The sequence below is a fragment of the Amycolatopsis sp. TRM77291 genome (assembly GCF_054166285.1).
Genome location: NZ_JBSZHF010000001.1, coordinates 6,045,935 through 6,061,003, shown reverse-complemented (window position 1 = coordinate 6,061,003; position 15,069 = coordinate 6,045,935). Strand labels below are relative to the sequence as shown.

General features: G+C 68.8%; 14 protein-coding genes. 7 read left to right on the top strand and 7 right to left on the bottom strand.

The window, feature by feature from the left end; genetic code table 11:
- Positions 1–17 precede the first annotated feature (17 nt).
- Positions 18–344: a DUF4873 domain-containing protein gene (locus tag ACXIZN_RS27760; RefSeq protein WP_410652001.1), complete on the bottom strand. Its 327-nt coding sequence runs from the start codon at positions 342–344 to the stop codon at positions 18–20.
- Positions 341–1,108: a TetR/AcrR family transcriptional regulator gene (locus ACXIZN_RS27755; protein WP_457957897.1), complete on the bottom strand. Its 768-nt coding sequence runs from the start codon at positions 1,106–1,108 to the stop codon at positions 341–343. The genes ACXIZN_RS27760 and ACXIZN_RS27755 overlap by 4 nt, the downstream gene beginning before the upstream one ends.
- A gap of 50 nt (positions 1,109–1,158) precedes the next feature.
- Between ACXIZN_RS27755 and ACXIZN_RS27750 the strand changes: the two genes are divergently transcribed.
- Together ACXIZN_RS27750 and ACXIZN_RS27745 are read left to right on the top strand one after the other, a co-directional pair.
- Complete coding sequence (locus ACXIZN_RS27750; protein ID WP_457957895.1) at positions 1,159–2,067, top strand: AurF N-oxygenase family protein; 909 nt, start codon at positions 1,159–1,161, stop codon at positions 2,065–2,067.
- Entirely contained in the window at positions 2,064–2,987 is a 924-nt protein-coding gene (locus ACXIZN_RS27745) for an alpha/beta fold hydrolase (RefSeq protein WP_457957893.1), read from the top strand. The genes ACXIZN_RS27750 and ACXIZN_RS27745 overlap by 4 nt, the downstream gene beginning before the upstream one ends.
- 206 nt (positions 2,988–3,193) lie before the next feature.
- Here ACXIZN_RS27745 and ACXIZN_RS27740 read toward each other — a convergent pair whose 3' ends face one another.
- A complete protein-coding gene (locus ACXIZN_RS27740; protein WP_457957891.1) occupies positions 3,194–3,730 on the bottom strand; it encodes a carboxymuconolactone decarboxylase family protein in 537 nt (178 codons plus the stop codon).
- A gap of 482 nt (positions 3,731–4,212) precedes the next feature.
- On the opposite strand from ACXIZN_RS27740, the gene ACXIZN_RS27735 reads away from it, so the two are divergent.
- Entirely contained in the window at positions 4,213–5,634 is a 1,422-nt protein-coding gene (locus tag ACXIZN_RS27735; RefSeq protein ID WP_457957889.1) for an amidohydrolase family protein, read from the top strand.
- 72 nt (positions 5,635–5,706) lie between these two features.
- Here ACXIZN_RS27735 and ACXIZN_RS27730 read toward each other — a convergent pair whose 3' ends face one another.
- Positions 5,707–6,330 (bottom strand): TetR/AcrR family transcriptional regulator, encoded by a 624-nt coding sequence (locus ACXIZN_RS27730; protein WP_125680286.1) that lies wholly within the window; start codon positions 6,328–6,330, stop codon positions 5,707–5,709.
- Between the two features lie 284 nt (positions 6,331–6,614).
- On the opposite strand from ACXIZN_RS27730, the gene ACXIZN_RS27725 reads away from it, so the two are divergent.
- From ACXIZN_RS27725 to moeZ, 3 genes are all read left to right on the top strand, one after another.
- Positions 6,615–7,472, top strand: a complete 858-nt coding sequence (locus ACXIZN_RS27725) for an alpha/beta fold hydrolase (RefSeq protein ID WP_457957887.1) — start codon at positions 6,615–6,617, stop codon at positions 7,470–7,472.
- Between the two features lie 81 nt (positions 7,473–7,553).
- Positions 7,554–8,723 (top strand): DUF3152 domain-containing protein, encoded by a 1,170-nt coding sequence (locus ACXIZN_RS27720; RefSeq protein ID WP_457957885.1) that lies wholly within the window; start codon positions 7,554–7,556, stop codon positions 8,721–8,723.
- 118 nt (positions 8,724–8,841) lie between these two features.
- Positions 8,842–10,020, top strand: a complete 1,179-nt coding sequence (gene moeZ, locus ACXIZN_RS27715; protein WP_126736324.1) for an adenylyltransferase/sulfurtransferase MoeZ — start codon at positions 8,842–8,844, stop codon at positions 10,018–10,020.
- 250 nt (positions 10,021–10,270) lie between these two features.
- Here the strand turns inward: moeZ and ACXIZN_RS27710 are convergent, their stop codons facing one another.
- A complete protein-coding gene (locus tag ACXIZN_RS27710; protein ID WP_457957883.1) occupies positions 10,271–11,239 on the bottom strand; it encodes a hypothetical protein in 969 nt (322 codons plus the stop codon).
- 106 nt (positions 11,240–11,345) lie between these two features.
- Between ACXIZN_RS27710 and ACXIZN_RS27705 the strand changes: the two genes are divergently transcribed.
- Positions 11,346–12,143, top strand: a complete 798-nt coding sequence (locus ACXIZN_RS27705; RefSeq protein WP_457957882.1) for a TIGR02569 family protein — start codon at positions 11,346–11,348, stop codon at positions 12,141–12,143.
- 1 nt (position 12,144) lies between these two features.
- Here the strand turns inward: ACXIZN_RS27705 and ACXIZN_RS27700 are convergent, their stop codons facing one another.
- Positions 12,145–14,388 (bottom strand): FtsX-like permease family protein, encoded by a 2,244-nt coding sequence (locus ACXIZN_RS27700; protein ID WP_457957880.1) that lies wholly within the window; start codon positions 14,386–14,388, stop codon positions 12,145–12,147.
- Positions 14,385–15,065 (bottom strand): ABC transporter ATP-binding protein, encoded by a 681-nt coding sequence (locus tag ACXIZN_RS27695; RefSeq protein ID WP_457957879.1) that lies wholly within the window; start codon positions 15,063–15,065, stop codon positions 14,385–14,387. Before ACXIZN_RS27695 ends, ACXIZN_RS27700 begins: the two co-directional genes overlap by 4 nt.
- Positions 15,066–15,069: the final 4 nt, after the last annotated feature.

Below are 15,069 nucleotides of genomic sequence, written 5' to 3'. Positions count from 1 at the left end.
TGCTGTCGCCTCAGTGGTCAGGCGTTGAGTTCGTTCAGCTCTTCGAGGCTGGTCGGCACGTGGAAGGGCGGCGTGCTGGTGCCCATGATGCGGTAGCGGTCCCACGGATCCGGGTCGGAGAGTTCGCCCTTCGCGCTGTACTCGCCCGCGCGGATCTCGACGGCGGTCTTCTTGCCGCCGGCGGCCGCGGACACCTGCTCGTTGGTGGCGACCCGGCCGTACCAGCGGTAGTACCCGTCGATGGGCTGGAAGTAGCCCCTCAGCTCCACCGTGGTCGCGATCTCGGTCCCATCGATCACGAGGACCGCTTCGCCGGAGTAACCGTCTTCGTCGTGCTCGCTCATTGCGCCTCCGATTCCTTCCGCATCTGGACGACCTTGTTCTCTTCGAGCGGCAGGTTCGGGTCGATGACGATGCCCTGCTGCCGGGAGAGGCCGTCGATCGCGGCCCAGATGATCTGCGTCAGGTATTCGACGACGCTGTCGCGTCCCATCGAGCGCCGGTCCAGCCACCATTCGCCGGTGCTCTGCACCATGCCGACGATGCCGTGCGCCCACGGTTCGGCGGCGCCGGAGTCCATGTTGAACATCCGCATGTAGTCGCCGAGCAGCGCGGTCAGCGCGGTGGCGATCAGTTCCTTGTCCTCGGCGACGACGTCGGCCTTGACGACCACCTTCTCCTGAAGGCCGCCGCGCGCGAGCAGGCGGTACAGGTTCGGGTGCTCCTCGATGACGCTGAAGAACGCGTCGAGCGCCATCCGGATCCGGGGGACCGGGGCGAGCTCGGAGTTGATGGCCGGGATCAGCCGCTGGAACAGGATCTCCGTGCCGCGCTGCCCGAGCGCGACGTACAGATCCGCCTTGTCGTCGAAGTGCCGGTACAGCACGGGTTTCGTGACGCCCGCTTCGGCGGCGACGTCTTCCATGCCGAGGTCCGGCCCGTGGGTGTCGAGCGCGCGCAGGGCGGCCTCGACGAACTCCGCGCGGCGCGCGATCCGGTGCTTGCGCCAGCGGTCGCGACGGGCGTCACCCGTGTCGGCCTCACCCGCCGTGGGGTGCTTGCTCGACTGCTTGCTGTTGCGCTTGACACGTTCGATCACCCCAGTCATGCTACCAGAGGTAACTGTTACCACGAGTTACAGATAGGGGTGTGTCGGCAATGACGCGGGCGCTGAAAGAAACAGACCGGGAGAAGACGGCCGAGCGGCTGCTCAAGTCCTCCGCGAACAAGTTCTACGATCCCGACGTCGACATCGACTGGAACGCCCCGCTCGTCGACGGGAAGCGCTTCATCCCGGCTCACCGTTCGTCGCTTTACGGCACGAAATTGTGGGACTCGCTGTCCGAAGAGCAGCGCATCGAACTCGGCAAGCACGAGGTCGCGAGCGTCGCCACGACGGGGCTGTGGTTCGAGATCCTCCTGATGCAGATGCTGCTCAAGGAGGTCTACGAAGAGGACCCGACCAGCTCGCACGCCCAGTACGCGTTGACCGAGATCGCGGACGAATGCCGTCACTCGACGATGTTCGCGCGGATGGCCTCGCGGATCGGCTGCCCGTCCTACGGGCCGGTGCCGTGGTTGCGGCGGCTGGCGAAACTGATGCCGTCGATCAGCTACGGCCCCGCGCGCTACGGCGCGATCCTCGTCGCCGAAGAGGTCCTCGACCGGCTTCAGCGCGAGCAGATGAACGACCCGGACATCCAGCCGCTGGTGCGCATGGTCAACCGGATCCACGTGCTCGAAGAGGCCCGGCACGTCACCTTCGCCCGCGAAGAGGTGACTCGCGGGATGGCGAAACTGTCGAAGAAGGAAATCCTCTACCAGCAGTTCATCATCGCGCTCATTTCGTATTTCGTGACGCGGGCCTTCATCAACCCGAACGTCTACAAGGCCGTCGGCATCCGTCCGCGAGACGGCGTCGAAGCCGCGCTGAACAACCCCCACTGGCGTGAGAGCATCCAATGGGCGGGCGAGAAGATCATGCCGTTCCTGCAGGAATCCGGCCTGGTCGGCAAGCCGGGCATGTACTTCTGGCGCAAGTCCTTCCTGCTGCCGGGGAAGCGATGAGGAGCGTCAAGCAGCGCGACGCCGTGTCGTGGGACCCGTCGCGGGAACACCGGTTCGTGACCGGCGACGGCACCGCCCTGCACGTCGAGACGAGCGGCCCCGCCGACTCCGAACGCACGCTGGTGCTCGTGCACGGCTGGACCCAGGACCACCGGACCTGGGACGGCGTGGTGTCGCGGCTCGGCGACTCCGTCCGGACCCTGCGCTACGACCTGCGCGGCCACGGCGGTTCCTCGCCGGCGAAACCGGGGACGGCCACGATCGCCACCCTCGCCGACGACCTCGCCGAGCTGATCAAGGACCGCGTCCCGAACGGGCCGATCGTGCTCGCCGGGCACTCCATGGGCGGCATGACGATCATGGAACTTTCCCGCAGGCATCCCGACCTCGTGGCCCGGCGGGTCGCCGGGGTCGCGTTCGTCGCCACGTCGTCCGGTGAGATGGACCGGATCACCCTCGGCCTGCCGGGGATCGCGGGCAGCGGCGCGGCGAGGTTCGAACGGAGGCTCGCGAAGCTGCTCGCGAAGAACCGCCGTGACGCCTTGCCGTTGCCGCTGTCGGTGGTGCGGCCGGGTGCCCGGCTGCTCGTCTTCGGGCGCCGGCCCGCGCGGGCCGACGTGGACTCGGTCGCCGAACAGTTGCTGTGCGCGCATCCGGCGAGCGTCGCGGGGTTCCAGGACGCGATCTCGCGGCACGACTGCCGGGTCACGCTGGCCGCGCTGCAGGGCAAACCGGTGGTCGTGCTCGCGGGGGAGCGGGACCGGCTCTGCCCGCCGCCGCACGCGAAGGTCATCGCCGACGAGCTGCCGGAGGCGGAGTTCGTGCGTTATCCGGGCGCCGGGCACATGCTCCCGCAGGAACGGGCGCAAGAGGTTTCGGACCGCATCGCCGCCCTCGTCCGCCGCGCCGCGAGGGTCTGAACAGGGGAGCAAGGGACCTTTGCTACCGCTTCTCTCGACATTGAGACAAGTGGTAGCAAAGGTCCCTTGCTCTCTTTTCGCAGGTCAGGGCCCCGGATGGCGTGCGTGGGACGTCGCGAAAGCCACTTTCGGGACCTCAGACGTCGCGAAAGTGGCTTTCGCGACGTGGGACGCGGCGAGGCGGTAGCAAAGGTCCCTTGCTCCCCTCAGAGGTTCGTGTAGCCGTGCTCCAAGAGCCGGATGCCGGTTCCCCGGTAGGCGTCCTGGTCGTCTACGGCGAGGGTGGCCAGCCCGTCGACGTACCGGTTGAACATGCAGAACGCGGCCGCGATCAGGACCGTGTCGTGGATTTCGACGTCCGTCGCGCCCTCCGCGCGGGCGTTCTGGATCAGGTCTTCACCCACGGATTTCCCGCTTTCGCGGACGGCGAGCGCGATGTGCAGGAGCGTCTTCACCTTCGCCGGCACGGGCGCGCCGTCGACGTCCTTCCAAGCCGCTTCGACGACGGGCATGCCGCCTTCGAGCGCTTCGGCGGCGACAGCGGCGTGGCTGCGTGAGCAGAACGTGCAGTCGTTGCCGCGCGAGACGACCGCGCCGATCAGTTCGCGCTCGCCCACGCTGAGGCTGCTCGGGCCGCGAAGCAGGACCTCGGCGAGCTGCCCGAGCGGCGCGGCCGTCTCCGGCCGGTAGGCGAACAAGGCGGTGATGCCGGGAAGGTTCTCGTCGAGCGCGATATGGGGCATGGTGACTCCTCGCGGATCGGCAAACGCGGTCGTTCGATTCATAGCCGAAACCCGGCTCGGCGCGCTGCCGCTGGATTGCTCGACAAGATGAGCGAGGGCATGGTGATCATCAGGGGCCGGGGGTGTGCGCTTCCCGATGGCGAGTATGTCGATTTGTACGCCGGCGGGGACCGCTGGACGTCCGGTCCCGGGCGCGGAGCTGGTGGCCGAGGGCCGGCTTCTGCCGAGGCTCGTCGACGCCGGGGTCACGGTGATCCCTTCGCCAGGGCTGCCCGGCGAGCCGCCGAGTGGTCCGGTGCCGGACCCGGCCCGCCCCGCGCGATGCACGCGGGTCCGTGGATCGCCCAGCACGGCGAGTTCTTCGATTGCGCGGAGGATCCGCGCGAAGACCTCGGACAGCTGGAGCACCCCGTCGCGGTAATTCTGCGAGGCGTCCGCCTCAGGTGAGCTAACGTGATCTCATCGACTGGGGAGTTGAAACGATGAAACAGCGTGGATCGATACTGTCCGTCTTCACCCTCACCCTCGCCGTGGTCCTCGGCGCGGCCCTGCTCACGAATCTCGGCGGTGAGACCACCGAAGCCGGCAGCGATGCCGACTTCGCCGGGGCAGGCCGTGTCGTCATCCGTGACGCCGCGATGGTGCTCAGCATGGATCCCAGCCTCGGCGAAGGACCACTCGGCGCCCTCGCCGACGCCGACGTCGTGCTGGAGGGCGCCAAGATCAAGCAGGTCGGCAAGGACCTCGACGCGGGCTCGGCGAAAGTCGTCGACGGCCGCGGCAAGATCGTGCTGCCCGGCTTCGTCGACCTGCACAACCACCTCTGGCAGTCGCTCATCCGCGGCTGCGCGGCCGACAAGGAACTCATCGGCTGGCTCGGCAAATGCGTCATCCCGTTGTACCGCGCGCCCGTGACCGACGCGGACGCGTACGCGGGCACGAAACTCGCCGCGGCCGACGTCGTCTCGACCGGCATCACCACGGTCACCGACTGGTCGCACGCGTTCAACACCGACTTCGCCAAGGGCGGCCTCCGCGCGCTCGGCGAGTCGAAACTGCGGTTCCTCTACTCCTACAACGGCACCACCGATCCCGCGCTGCAGAACGAGATCCGCCGCGTGAAGCGCGAGGTCATCGACCCGAACCCGTTGGCGCGCCTGCAGATCGGCACCCATCCGTCCACGGGGAACTTCCCGAGCGTCGAGGCCTCGGAAAAGCTCGCGCGCGAACTCGGCGTATCGCTGAACGTGCACTTGCTCGAATCGAAGGCCGATCTGACCGCGGGGCAGATGGACGCGCTCCGGCGGGCGAACGCGCTGCATCCCGGGCTGGTGGCGAACCACGTCATCCAGACCACCGACGCCGACCTCGACGAACTCGCGGCCGCCGGGGTCAGCGTGGCGCACAACCCGCTGTCGAACATGCGGCTCGCGTCGGGGGTGATCCGGCTGCCGGAGATGAAGAAGCGGAACATGAAGGTCGGGCTCGGTCTCGACGGCGGCACCAACGACACGAGCGACATGTTCAACGTGATGCGCGCGGCCGTCGGTCTCCAGCGGGCGACCACGACGGATCCGGCGGTCTACCCGACCACCGCGGACGTCCTGCGCATGGCGACCCTCGGCGGTGCGGAGGCGCTCGGCATGGACAAGGAGATCGGGTCGCTGACGCCGGGCAAACGGGCGGATCTCCAGGTGGTCGACGCCCAGGCGGTCAACTTCGCGCCGAAGGTGGACTGGGTGAATCAGCTGGTCTTCAACACTCAGCCCGCGAACGTCTCGTGGGTGTTCGTCGACGGCCGCGCCCTCAAGCGCGAAGGACGCGTCGTCGGCATCGACACCGCGAAGGTCGTCGCCGATGCCCAGCTCGCCGCCGACCGTCTGAAGAAGCTCCTGCCCCAGTAAACCCCACGCATTTCGTCCTCTGAATGCGGTAGTTGCACACGCAAGGACCGCATTCAGAGGACGAAACGCGGGTCAGTGCTGGAGCGGGAAGCCGCCGCCGATACCCCGCCAGGCGAGGTTGGCGGTGAGGGCGACGGCCTCTTCGCGGCTCATCGACTTGTGGTGCGCCAGCCAGAACCGCGCGCTGACCTGCGAGAGGCCCACGAGGCCGACGGCGAGCAGCCGGGCCTTGTCCTCGTCGAGGCCCGCGTCGGCGGTGATGGTCTCGGTGATCGCGTCGACACTGGCCGACGTCGCCCGGTCCACCGCCTCCTGCACGGCGGGCTCGCCGCGCAGGTCGGACTCGAACACCATGCGGAACGCGCCGGCGTCGTTGTTGACGAAGTCGAAGAACGCGCCGACGGTCGCCGGCACGCGCTGCTTGTTGTCCGTCGTGGAGTCGAGCGCGTCCTTGACCCGCCGCACCAGTTCGTCGACGTGGCTCTCCAGCAGCGCGATGTAGAGGTCGAGCTTGCCGGGGAAATGCTGATAGAGGACCGGCTTACTGACTCCGGCCTCTTCGGCGATCTCGTCCATCGCGGCGGCGTGGTATCCGTTCGCGGCGAACACCCGCTGCGCGGCGGCCAGCAGCTGGGCGCGGCGTTCCGTTCTGGGCAGGCGAACACCTCGGGCCTGCAGTCGCGCCATGTCTGTCATCGTTCCTCCAGTTCGAGGCACCCGTCTCCGCCGAGAACGCCGTCAGCGCAGTCGAGCGGGGCTCCACGGGGCGGGGTCACCACCGCGTGAAGTGAGGTCGAGATTACTCGCCGGTACAGCCGGACCGCCAAGGGTCAGGCATCCTTGATGCTGTGTCTTCTCCAGTTTCCCGTGCCGCCGGGGGTCGTCCGCCGCTGACCCATGTGCCGCTTTCGCGCAGGTCGTTGCCGTCACTGGATCCCGCGCCGCCCCCTTGGCCCGGGGAAACAATAGGTGTCGCCGGGGTGAAATTGCACATCCGCCGGACGCCGGGCGGCCCGGAGACGGCCGTCTACGTCCATGGTCTCGGTGGTTCGTCCACGAACTGGACCGACCTCGCCGCGCTGCTGGCGCCCCAAGCGAGCGGCACGTCGATCGATTTGCCGGGTTTCGGCTATTCGGAGCCGTCCGCCGGGTTCGACTTCAGCCTCGACTCGCACGCCGAGATCGTCGCGAGTCACATCGAGAGCCTCGAAGCAGGGCCGGTGCACTTGTTCGGCAACTCGATGGGCGGCGCGGTCGCGCTGCTCGTCGCGGCCCGCCGTCCGGAGCTGGTGAAGACGCTGACGCTGATCTCGCCCGCGATGCCGGATCTCCGGCCAAGTATGAAACGGCTGTCCGACCCGCGAATGGCGTTCGCGTACCTGCCGCTGATCGGCCCGAGGGTGCGACGGCAGCTGGCCGCGCTCGGCCCGCGTGAACGCGCGATGCAGGTCATCAAGCTGTGCTTCGCCGATCCGAGCCGCTTCGCCGACAGCAGGCTGGACGAGCTCGAAGAGGAGCACAGCGCTCGCGCCGCCTTCGCGTGGGCCGCCCCCGCGCTGGCTCGCAGTACCTTCGGCATCTTCCGGACGTGGTCCGCCCGCGGGCCCGCGTCGCTGTGGGCGGTCGCGCCGAGCGTCGACGCGCCGACGCTCGTCGTGTGGGGGCAGCACGACCGGGTGATCTCCGTCCGGCGCGCCGAGCGCACCGCCCGGCTACTCCCGCACGCGCGGTTGCTGGTCCTTCCCCGAACCGGCCACGTGGCGCAGATGGAACGCCCGAATGTCGTAGCGAAGGCCGTTTTGGGGATGTGGGAATCGGTCGAATCGGGCACCTGGTAGCCCATCCGGGTGAGGAGGACACGCCGCACGAAGCGCCGGTCGCTCACAACATCACAGTTCGGTTATGGCACCCTGGTGCGCGTGGATCGGGTAAAGCAAGGCGCGCAGGGCGAAGGTCGGCGGTCTCAGTACTCCGCCTCCGCCCGTCGTCCGCCGCGCTCCCAGCCCCGGACCACCGACGTGCCGCGCACCGGCCAGTACCGGCCGGCGCCGCCGCCGTCGCAGCGGCTCGACGAAGACCGCTACCGCCCCGGTGGCCGCCGGACCAGCGCCCAGCCGCTCAGCGCGTCCTGGAAGCCGCACGAGACCGGCGCCGCCAAAGCCGCCGCCAAGCGCAAGAGCAAAGGCGGCATCGGCCAGTTCGCCAAGACCTACGGCTGGCGCGTGTACGCGCTGCCGATCCTCGTGGTGATCACCGCGCTGGTCGTGTTCAACACCGCCACCGGCCCGCCCGAGCCGATCGCCACCGACGGGGCCAGCCTCGCTTCCGCCGACGGCTCCGCCGGCAACGGCGGCGAGCCGGGCGCCGGTGTGGACGGGGGCGGCGACGTCCTCCCGGAGAACCCGGCCAAACCGGTCGACCTCAAGATCCCGACCGCGGACCTGCCCACGGGCGGCAACTTCACCGAGTCCGGCAAGGGCACCTATCACGTGGTGCCGGGCAAGGGCGAAAAAGTGGGCACGGGTCAGCTGTTCACGTACACCGTTGAGGTCGAGGACGGCATCGACCCGTCCAGCTACGGCGGTGACGACAGCTTCGCCACGATGGTGCAGGGCACGCTGTCCAATCCCAAGAGCTGGACGTGGGACGGCAAGAAGGCGCTGCAGCGCGTCGACGCGAGTTACCCGAACCCCAGCTTCCGGGTGAGTCTCACCACACCGAACACCACGCATCGCGCGGACGTCTGCATGTTCCAGATCACCTACGAGACGTCTTGCTACCGCTCGAGTTTCGACAAGCGCGTGGTGATCAACCTCGCCCGCTGGGTGCGGGGGGCGCTGGCCTTCGAGAGCGACATGACCGGGTACCGCCAGTACGCCATCAACCACGAGGTCGGGCACGCCCTCGGCGGAAAGCACGTGGGCTGCCCGGAGAACGGCGCGGTCGCGCCCGTCATGATGCAGCAGACCTTCGGCGTCTCCAACGACTTCGTGGCGCAGCTGAACAATCTCCCCGGCGGCGACCGCGGCAAGGTGCCCGCGGACGGCAAGGTCTGCAAGCCGGGCTCCTGGCCGAACCAGACACCTTAGTCCTCGCCGTCTCACCTGCTGGACGTTCCCGGGATCTGGAACGGGGGAAGGCGTCCGGGCCTTCCCGTGTTGTAGATACTGGGATGCGACCCGCGATCCACGCGAGATGGAGGACCCGATGTCAGGCACGCTGCCGCCGCTCGTAGAGCCGGCCGCCGAGCTCACCAAGGAAGAGGTGGCCCGGTACAGCCGTCACCTGATCATCCCGGACGTCGGGATGACCGGGCAGAAGCGGCTGAAGAACGCCAAGGTGCTGGTCATCGGTGCCGGCGGCCTCGGCAGCCCGGCGCTGCTGTACCTCGCCGCGGCCGGGGTCGGCACGCTCGGCATCGTCGATTTCGACGAGGTCGACGAATCCAACCTGCACCGCCAGGTCATCCACGGCCAGTCCGACATCGGCAAGCTGAAGGCCGCGTCCGCGCAGGAGTCGCTCGCCGAGATCAACCCGTTCGTCAAGGTGCACCTGCACACCGACCGGCTCGAGTCGTCCAACGCGCTGGAGCTGTTCGAGCAGTACGACCTCATCCTCGACGGCACCGACAACTTCGCGACGCGGTACCTGGTCAACGACGCCGCCGTGCTCACCGGCAAGCCCTACGTGTGGGGCTCGATCTACCGGTTCGAGGGTCAGGCGAGCGTGTTCTGGGAGGACGCGCCGAACGGCAAGGGCCTCAACTACCGCGACCTCTACCCCGAGCCCCCGCCGCCCGGCATGGTCCCGTCGTGCGCCGAGGGTGGCGTGCTGGGTGTGCTGTGCGCGTCGATCGGTTCGATCATGGTCAACGAGGCGATCAAGCTGATCACCGGTATCGGTGAGCCGCTGCTGGGCAGGCTCGTCAGCTATGACGCGCTGGAGATGAAGTACCGCGAGGTCAAGATCCGCAAGGATCCGGAGACCCCGAAGATCACCGAGCTCATCGACTACGAAGCGTTCTGCGGTGTTGTGTCCGACGAAGCCGCTTCGGCCGCTTCGGGGCACACGATCACTCCGGCGGAGCTCAAGGCCAAGTTCGACAACGGCGACAACTTCGCCCTCATCGACGTCCGCGAGCCGCACGAGTACGAGATCGTGAACATCAAGGGCGCGACGCTGATCCCGAAGGACAAGATCCTCTCGGGCGAGGCGCTGGCGGAACTGCCGCAGGACAAGCCGATCGTGCTGCACTGCAAGTCGGGCGCGCGTTCGGCGGAGGCGCTCGCGGCGCTGCACCAGGCCGGGTTCAAGGACGCGACCCACCTCGGGGGCGGCGTACTGGCGTGGGCGCGGCAGATCGACCAGAGCCTGCCGACGTACTGAGCTGCAGCCCGCTGACCTGCGGAAAGAGAGCAAGGGACCTTTGCTGTCGTTAGTTAGTGCGCTAACGAACGCTAGCAAAGGTCCCTTGCTCTCTTTTGCGGGCGGGCGTGGTGGCTGCGGGTCACAGTCGGTAGGCGTCGTTACGCGGTGTGCGGGGTGTGTGGAAATGGGGACACTCAACGTCCCTATTTCCACACACCCCCGGCCCCAGTGCCCGTGGTGGCAAAGGTCCCTTGCTTCCGTCCGAACCTCAGTAGCCGACGGACCGGCCCACGAAGATCGCCCGCACGAAAGCGGTGAACCCGGCGACGACGTCCGTCCGGTTCCCTCGGGGCGACTTCGGCACGGCGGCGATGATCTCGGCGTCGGTCAGCGGGTGGGTCTTCCCGGCCAGCTCGCGCAGTTCCTCGGGTTTCCAGTTGTGGTTCCCCGCGAGGTGCACCGACAGCGCGCCGCGCCGCTGGATGAACTCGATGCGGTCCGCGTTCCGCCGGATGAACTCGCCTTCGCCGACTTGAGTGCACGTCGCGTTTTCGAGGCGCCAAGCGGTCTTCACCGACGTCTCGCAGCTCTCGACGGCGTCGGTCGCGAAGGTCCAGACGGGCGAGATCCACAGCTGCGGCGCGTACTCGACGATCAGCGCCCCGGCGTCTTCGGTCGTCTTGGTCGGGAGCCGATGGGGGCCGAGGTCCACCGCGACGGTGCGATCGTGCGGGACGCCGGTCGAGGCGAGCCGCCGGGCGGCGGTGTCCTCGGGCAGGGAAGCGGGGACGGCGATCCCGCCCGCGATCAGGGCGACCAACAGGACACCCGCGCCTGCCCTCGCCCGGAGATCACGCGTGAACAGCCCCGCGACGAGCAGCACCGGCACTCCGAGGAACGGCACCGCGAACCACGGGTCGAACGCCTCGGCCACTTCCAGCACGAAGATCGCGCCGAAGACACCGCAAATCCCGGTCGCGAACGCCCATGTCAACCGCGGCCAAGGCTTCGCGACGGACGGAAAAGCCTCCGGGGCCGCGAAAGCGACGAGATAGACCATCCCGATCGACACGAGTGGCACCGGCAACGCGATCCACGGAACGTGCAGGAAAGCGGCGAGCGGGAGCAACAGGCCCACGGTGAGCGCCCCCAGGGTGCCGAGCAGCCATAGCGAGCCGAGCGCGAGCGTGGTGCGTTGCCCGCCGGTGAGGCGGCGCTGAGCCGTTCGGGGGATCACGGTCGAAGAATGGCAGGTCAGAAGCGATCCTGTCTTGAGTATCGCTACTCAAGACCCAGCGCGTCTTCTCGTTCGTGGCGCGGAAGACGGGGTAACGTGCCGAGCCGTGCGTGCCACCCTTGAAAGCCCTCCGGAACACGTCTGTTCGGCGTTCGGCGGACGTACCGGTGACGCGGAACCGCTGCCCGGCACCACCGCCTGGCGCTACAACGATCTCGTGCTCAAACCCGTCGTCGACAAGTCGCGGACCCTGTGGACCGCGCGGGCGCTGGAGGCCATCGACGAGCCGGGGCTGCGGGTCGCGAAACCGGTCCGGTCCAGCGACGGCCGTTGGGTGGTCGGCGGCTGGTCGGCGAACCGGTTCGTGTCGGGCACGGCCGAGCACCGGTACGACGAGGTCGTGCACGCGGCGGTCAAACTGCATCGCGCGACGGCCGGGTTGCCCCGGCCGGATTTCCTGGGACGGCGCACCGACATCGAGGCGCTGGCCGACAAACTCGCCTGGGGAGAGGCGGAAATGCCCCTCGACGAGAACAAGGGCGGCCGCTGGTTCGAGGTCCTCGCCGGTTCACGAAGACCGGTCAAACTGCCGGACCAGGTCGTCCACGGGGAGCTTCTCGCCGGCGTGCTCTTCGACGGCGACGCGGCCCCCGGCATCGTCGATTTCGTGCCGTACTACCGGCCGGGTGAATGGGGCGCCGCGATCGTCGCGGTCGACGCGCTGGCCTGGGGCGGCGCCACCATCGATCTCCTCGAACGCTGGGCGCATCTGCCCCAATGGCCCCAGCTTCTCCTGCGGGCGGTCCTCTTCCGGCTCGCCGCCAACGCCCTCGACCCGCGGTCGACCCGGGCGGCGCACGACGGACTCCGTGCCGCCGCCCGGGACGTGAGCGCGGTGCTGTAGGTCACTCGGTGCGCAGGTTCTCCGTCTTCGCCGCCGCGCGGACGGACGGGACCGTCGACGCCGTCACCAGCAGCACCGTCGCGATCGCCGCCGCGGCGAGCAGCCCGACCGACGGCCAGTCGACGTGCAAGCCCTTCCAGAACAGCCGCCTGCCCAGCGCGGCGACGGCGATCCCGGTCACCGTCGCGACCACGATGCCGACCAGCAGCGGAATTCCGTTCTGCCACAACAGGGACCGGACGATCACCCGCACCGGCACGCCGGTGGCGGACAGTGCCCCGAGCGCCCGGCGCCGTTCCCGGACCTGTTCCTGGGCGAGCACCAGCAGGCTCACCCCGGCCAGCAGCAGGACGGACAACGCGCCGCCGAACAGGATGTTCCGCACGTCGTCGAGCATGCGAGCCTCGTCGGAGACCCGCTTTTCGTTGGCGGACGCCACCGAGACCTGTCCGCTGTACGGCGCCACCGAGTTCCGCACCAGCTCGACGAAGTCCGGATCCCCGGTCGTCCCACGCAGGCTCACTGTGACCGGCGCGGAGGCCAGGTCGACACCCGCCATCGCGGCGGGGGTCGCGAGCACGTGTGGCTGGAGCTGCTCGCCGAGCCCCGACGGCTTCACGTCGAGCGGGCGGGGCATGGCGGGAACGGTCCAGGGCCGCTCCCGCTTGTCGTCGTCGACGAGCTTCACCGACTGTCCTTTGTGGAGAGAAGCGGGATCGGCGAACACGTCACCGTCGTGGCATCCGGTCACCGCGGTGGTCGCTTCGATCGTGGCGCAGTCGGCGACGGCGAGCGAGACAAACCCGCTGTCCGCGCGGTTCGTGTCGACGAGCATCGAGCGCATGGCCTGGAAGCCGGCCGCGCCGGGCACCGCGCGGACCGCGGCGATCGCCTGATCGGCCACCGAACTGTCGGCATGGACGGAGATCCGGTCGTCGGTCTTCTTCTGGTAGACGGCCGCCAACGTCACCTGGCCCGCCAACAGGCTCTGCAGCGCGATCACCCCGGCGAGCACCACGCAGAGCCCCGCGACCACCCGGGACGGTGTCCCGCTGTCGTTCCGCAGACGGCGGATCGCGAGCTGGAACGACGGCGGCCCGCCCTTGACCCGGGCCACGGCACGCTCCAGCAGCCACGGCAGCACCGCGGGTATCCCGAGCATCAGCAGCACGGCACCGGCGATCAGCGCCATCCGGCCGAGTTCGCTCGCGACGCTGAAATCCGGGGCTATCAAAGCGATTCCGGCGACGATCGGCAGCAGCCTCCACCACAACCGCCGCTTCGGCGGCACGGTTTCGCGGACGACTCCGAGCGGTTCGGCGACCGTGTGCCGCTGCGCGGCCCAAGCCGCCGCCACGGTCAGGGCGGGGACCACGAGCACGATCAGCACCACCAGCGGCCACGGCGGCGTCAGATCCTCCGGGTACACCCCGAACCGGAGCACCTGGAAGTCCGCCACCGCGCCGCGGAACAGCAGGAACGACGCGGCACCGGCGACCAGCCCGGCCACGGCGCCCACGAGGGATTCCGCCGCGGTGATCCGGCGCAGCTGCTTGAGGGACGAGCCCGCCAGCCGTAGCGCGGCGAGCCGCCGGTCACGGGCCGCACCGCCGAGCCGGGAGACCGTCCCCACGAAGATGAACACAGGCGTGAGCAGGACGAAGAGACCGATCAGCAACAGCGAGAGGATTCCCCGTTCGAACGGCGTTTCGTAGCCGGGAGGGGAACCGAAGGCATAGGTCGCGACGCCGTTGCGTGGATTGTCCGTGCCGGCGTAGACGACGAGGTCGTTCGGATTGAGCACGGCTTCCGCGTCGATGATCCCGACCGGCTTGCCGGGCAGACGGGGCCGTAACAGGCCACTGGTGTCGGCCGCGACGAGTTCGTCGAGCTTCGGTGAAAGGAAGACCTCGCCCGGCGCGGGCAGCCGGTCCACCCCCGGCGGGATCGGCGAATTCGGCCCGGAGGCGTGAAGATGGACGAGCGAGATCGCCTGCCCGCGGAAATCGGTCGTCGTCGCGTGGTGGTTCAGCGGTGCGACACCCGGTATCGGTTCATTCCGCGGGGAGGCGGCATACGCCCGCTGGTCGCGGTTCTCCTTGACGGTGCCAGCGGAGGCGCCGATCAGGAGGACCGCGACCGCGAGCCCGATACCGACGGTGCTCAGGACGAGCCTGACGATCGAGCCCCGGCCGCCCCCGACGGCCAGCCGGAACCCCAGCATCAGGTCTTCGCGCCCGGTCATCGGGTGATCACCGGTTCGCGTGTCCGGCCGTCTCGCACGATGACCTCCCGGTCGGAGTAGGCGGCCACCCGCGGTTCGTGGGTGACGAGGACGACGGCGGCGTCGGTCTGCTTCGCCGTCTCGGACAGCAGACGCATGACCAGCTCTCCGCTGAGCGTGTCCAGCGCGCCGGTCGGTTCGTCGGCGAAGACCACCGACGGTTCGGTGATCAGCGCCCTGGCCATGGCGACCCGCTGGCTCTGCCCGCCCGAAACCTGGCCGGGTGTGCTGTCACCGGCGTCGCCGACCGCCAGCCGGTCGAGCCAGGTCCGCGCGAGCCGCTCGGCGGGGCGGCGTTTCATGCCGCCAAGTCGCAGCGGCAGCGCGACGTTCTCCAGGCAGGTCAGCTCCGGGACGAGCTGCCCGAACTGGAAGACGAAGCCGAATTCGGTGCGCCGCAAGGCGCTGCGTTCGGTGTCGGACATGCTCGCGAGGTCACCGCCGCGGAACAGCACCTGACCCGCGTCGGGCCGCATGATTCCGGACAGGCAGTGCAGCAGCGTCGACTTCCCGGAACCGGAGGGGCCCATGATCGCGACGATCTCACCGGCTTCGAGCGTCAGCTCCGCCCCGGTGAGCGCCTGATTCGGGCCGAAGGCCTTGTGCAGGCCGAGCCCGTGTAACAACGGTGTTTCCACTGTG

Coding starts and splice junctions, on each gene's coding strand:
- ACXIZN_RS27760 (WP_410652001.1), bottom strand. CDS start 344: ATGAGCGAGCACGACGAAGACGGTTACTCCGGCGAAGCGGTCCTCGTG.
- ACXIZN_RS27755 (WP_457957897.1), bottom strand. CDS start 1,108: ATGACTGGGGTGATCGAACGTGTCAAGCGCAACAGCAAGCAGTCGAGC.
- ACXIZN_RS27750 (WP_457957895.1), top strand. CDS start 1,159: ATGACGCGGGCGCTGAAAGAAACAGACCGGGAGAAGACGGCCGAGCGG.
- ACXIZN_RS27745 (WP_457957893.1), top strand. CDS start 2,064: ATGAGGAGCGTCAAGCAGCGCGACGCCGTGTCGTGGGACCCGTCGCGG.
- ACXIZN_RS27740 (WP_457957891.1), bottom strand. CDS start 3,730: ATGCCCCATATCGCGCTCGACGAGAACCTTCCCGGCATCACCGCCTTG.
- ACXIZN_RS27735 (WP_457957889.1), top strand. CDS start 4,213: ATGAAACAGCGTGGATCGATACTGTCCGTCTTCACCCTCACCCTCGCC.
- ACXIZN_RS27730 (WP_125680286.1), bottom strand. CDS start 6,330: ATGACAGACATGGCGCGACTGCAGGCCCGAGGTGTTCGCCTGCCCAGA.
- moeZ (WP_126736324.1), top strand. CDS start 8,842: ATGTCAGGCACGCTGCCGCCGCTCGTAGAGCCGGCCGCCGAGCTCACC.
- ACXIZN_RS27700 (WP_457957880.1), bottom strand. CDS start 14,388: ATGACCGGGCGCGAAGACCTGATGCTGGGGTTCCGGCTGGCCGTCGGG.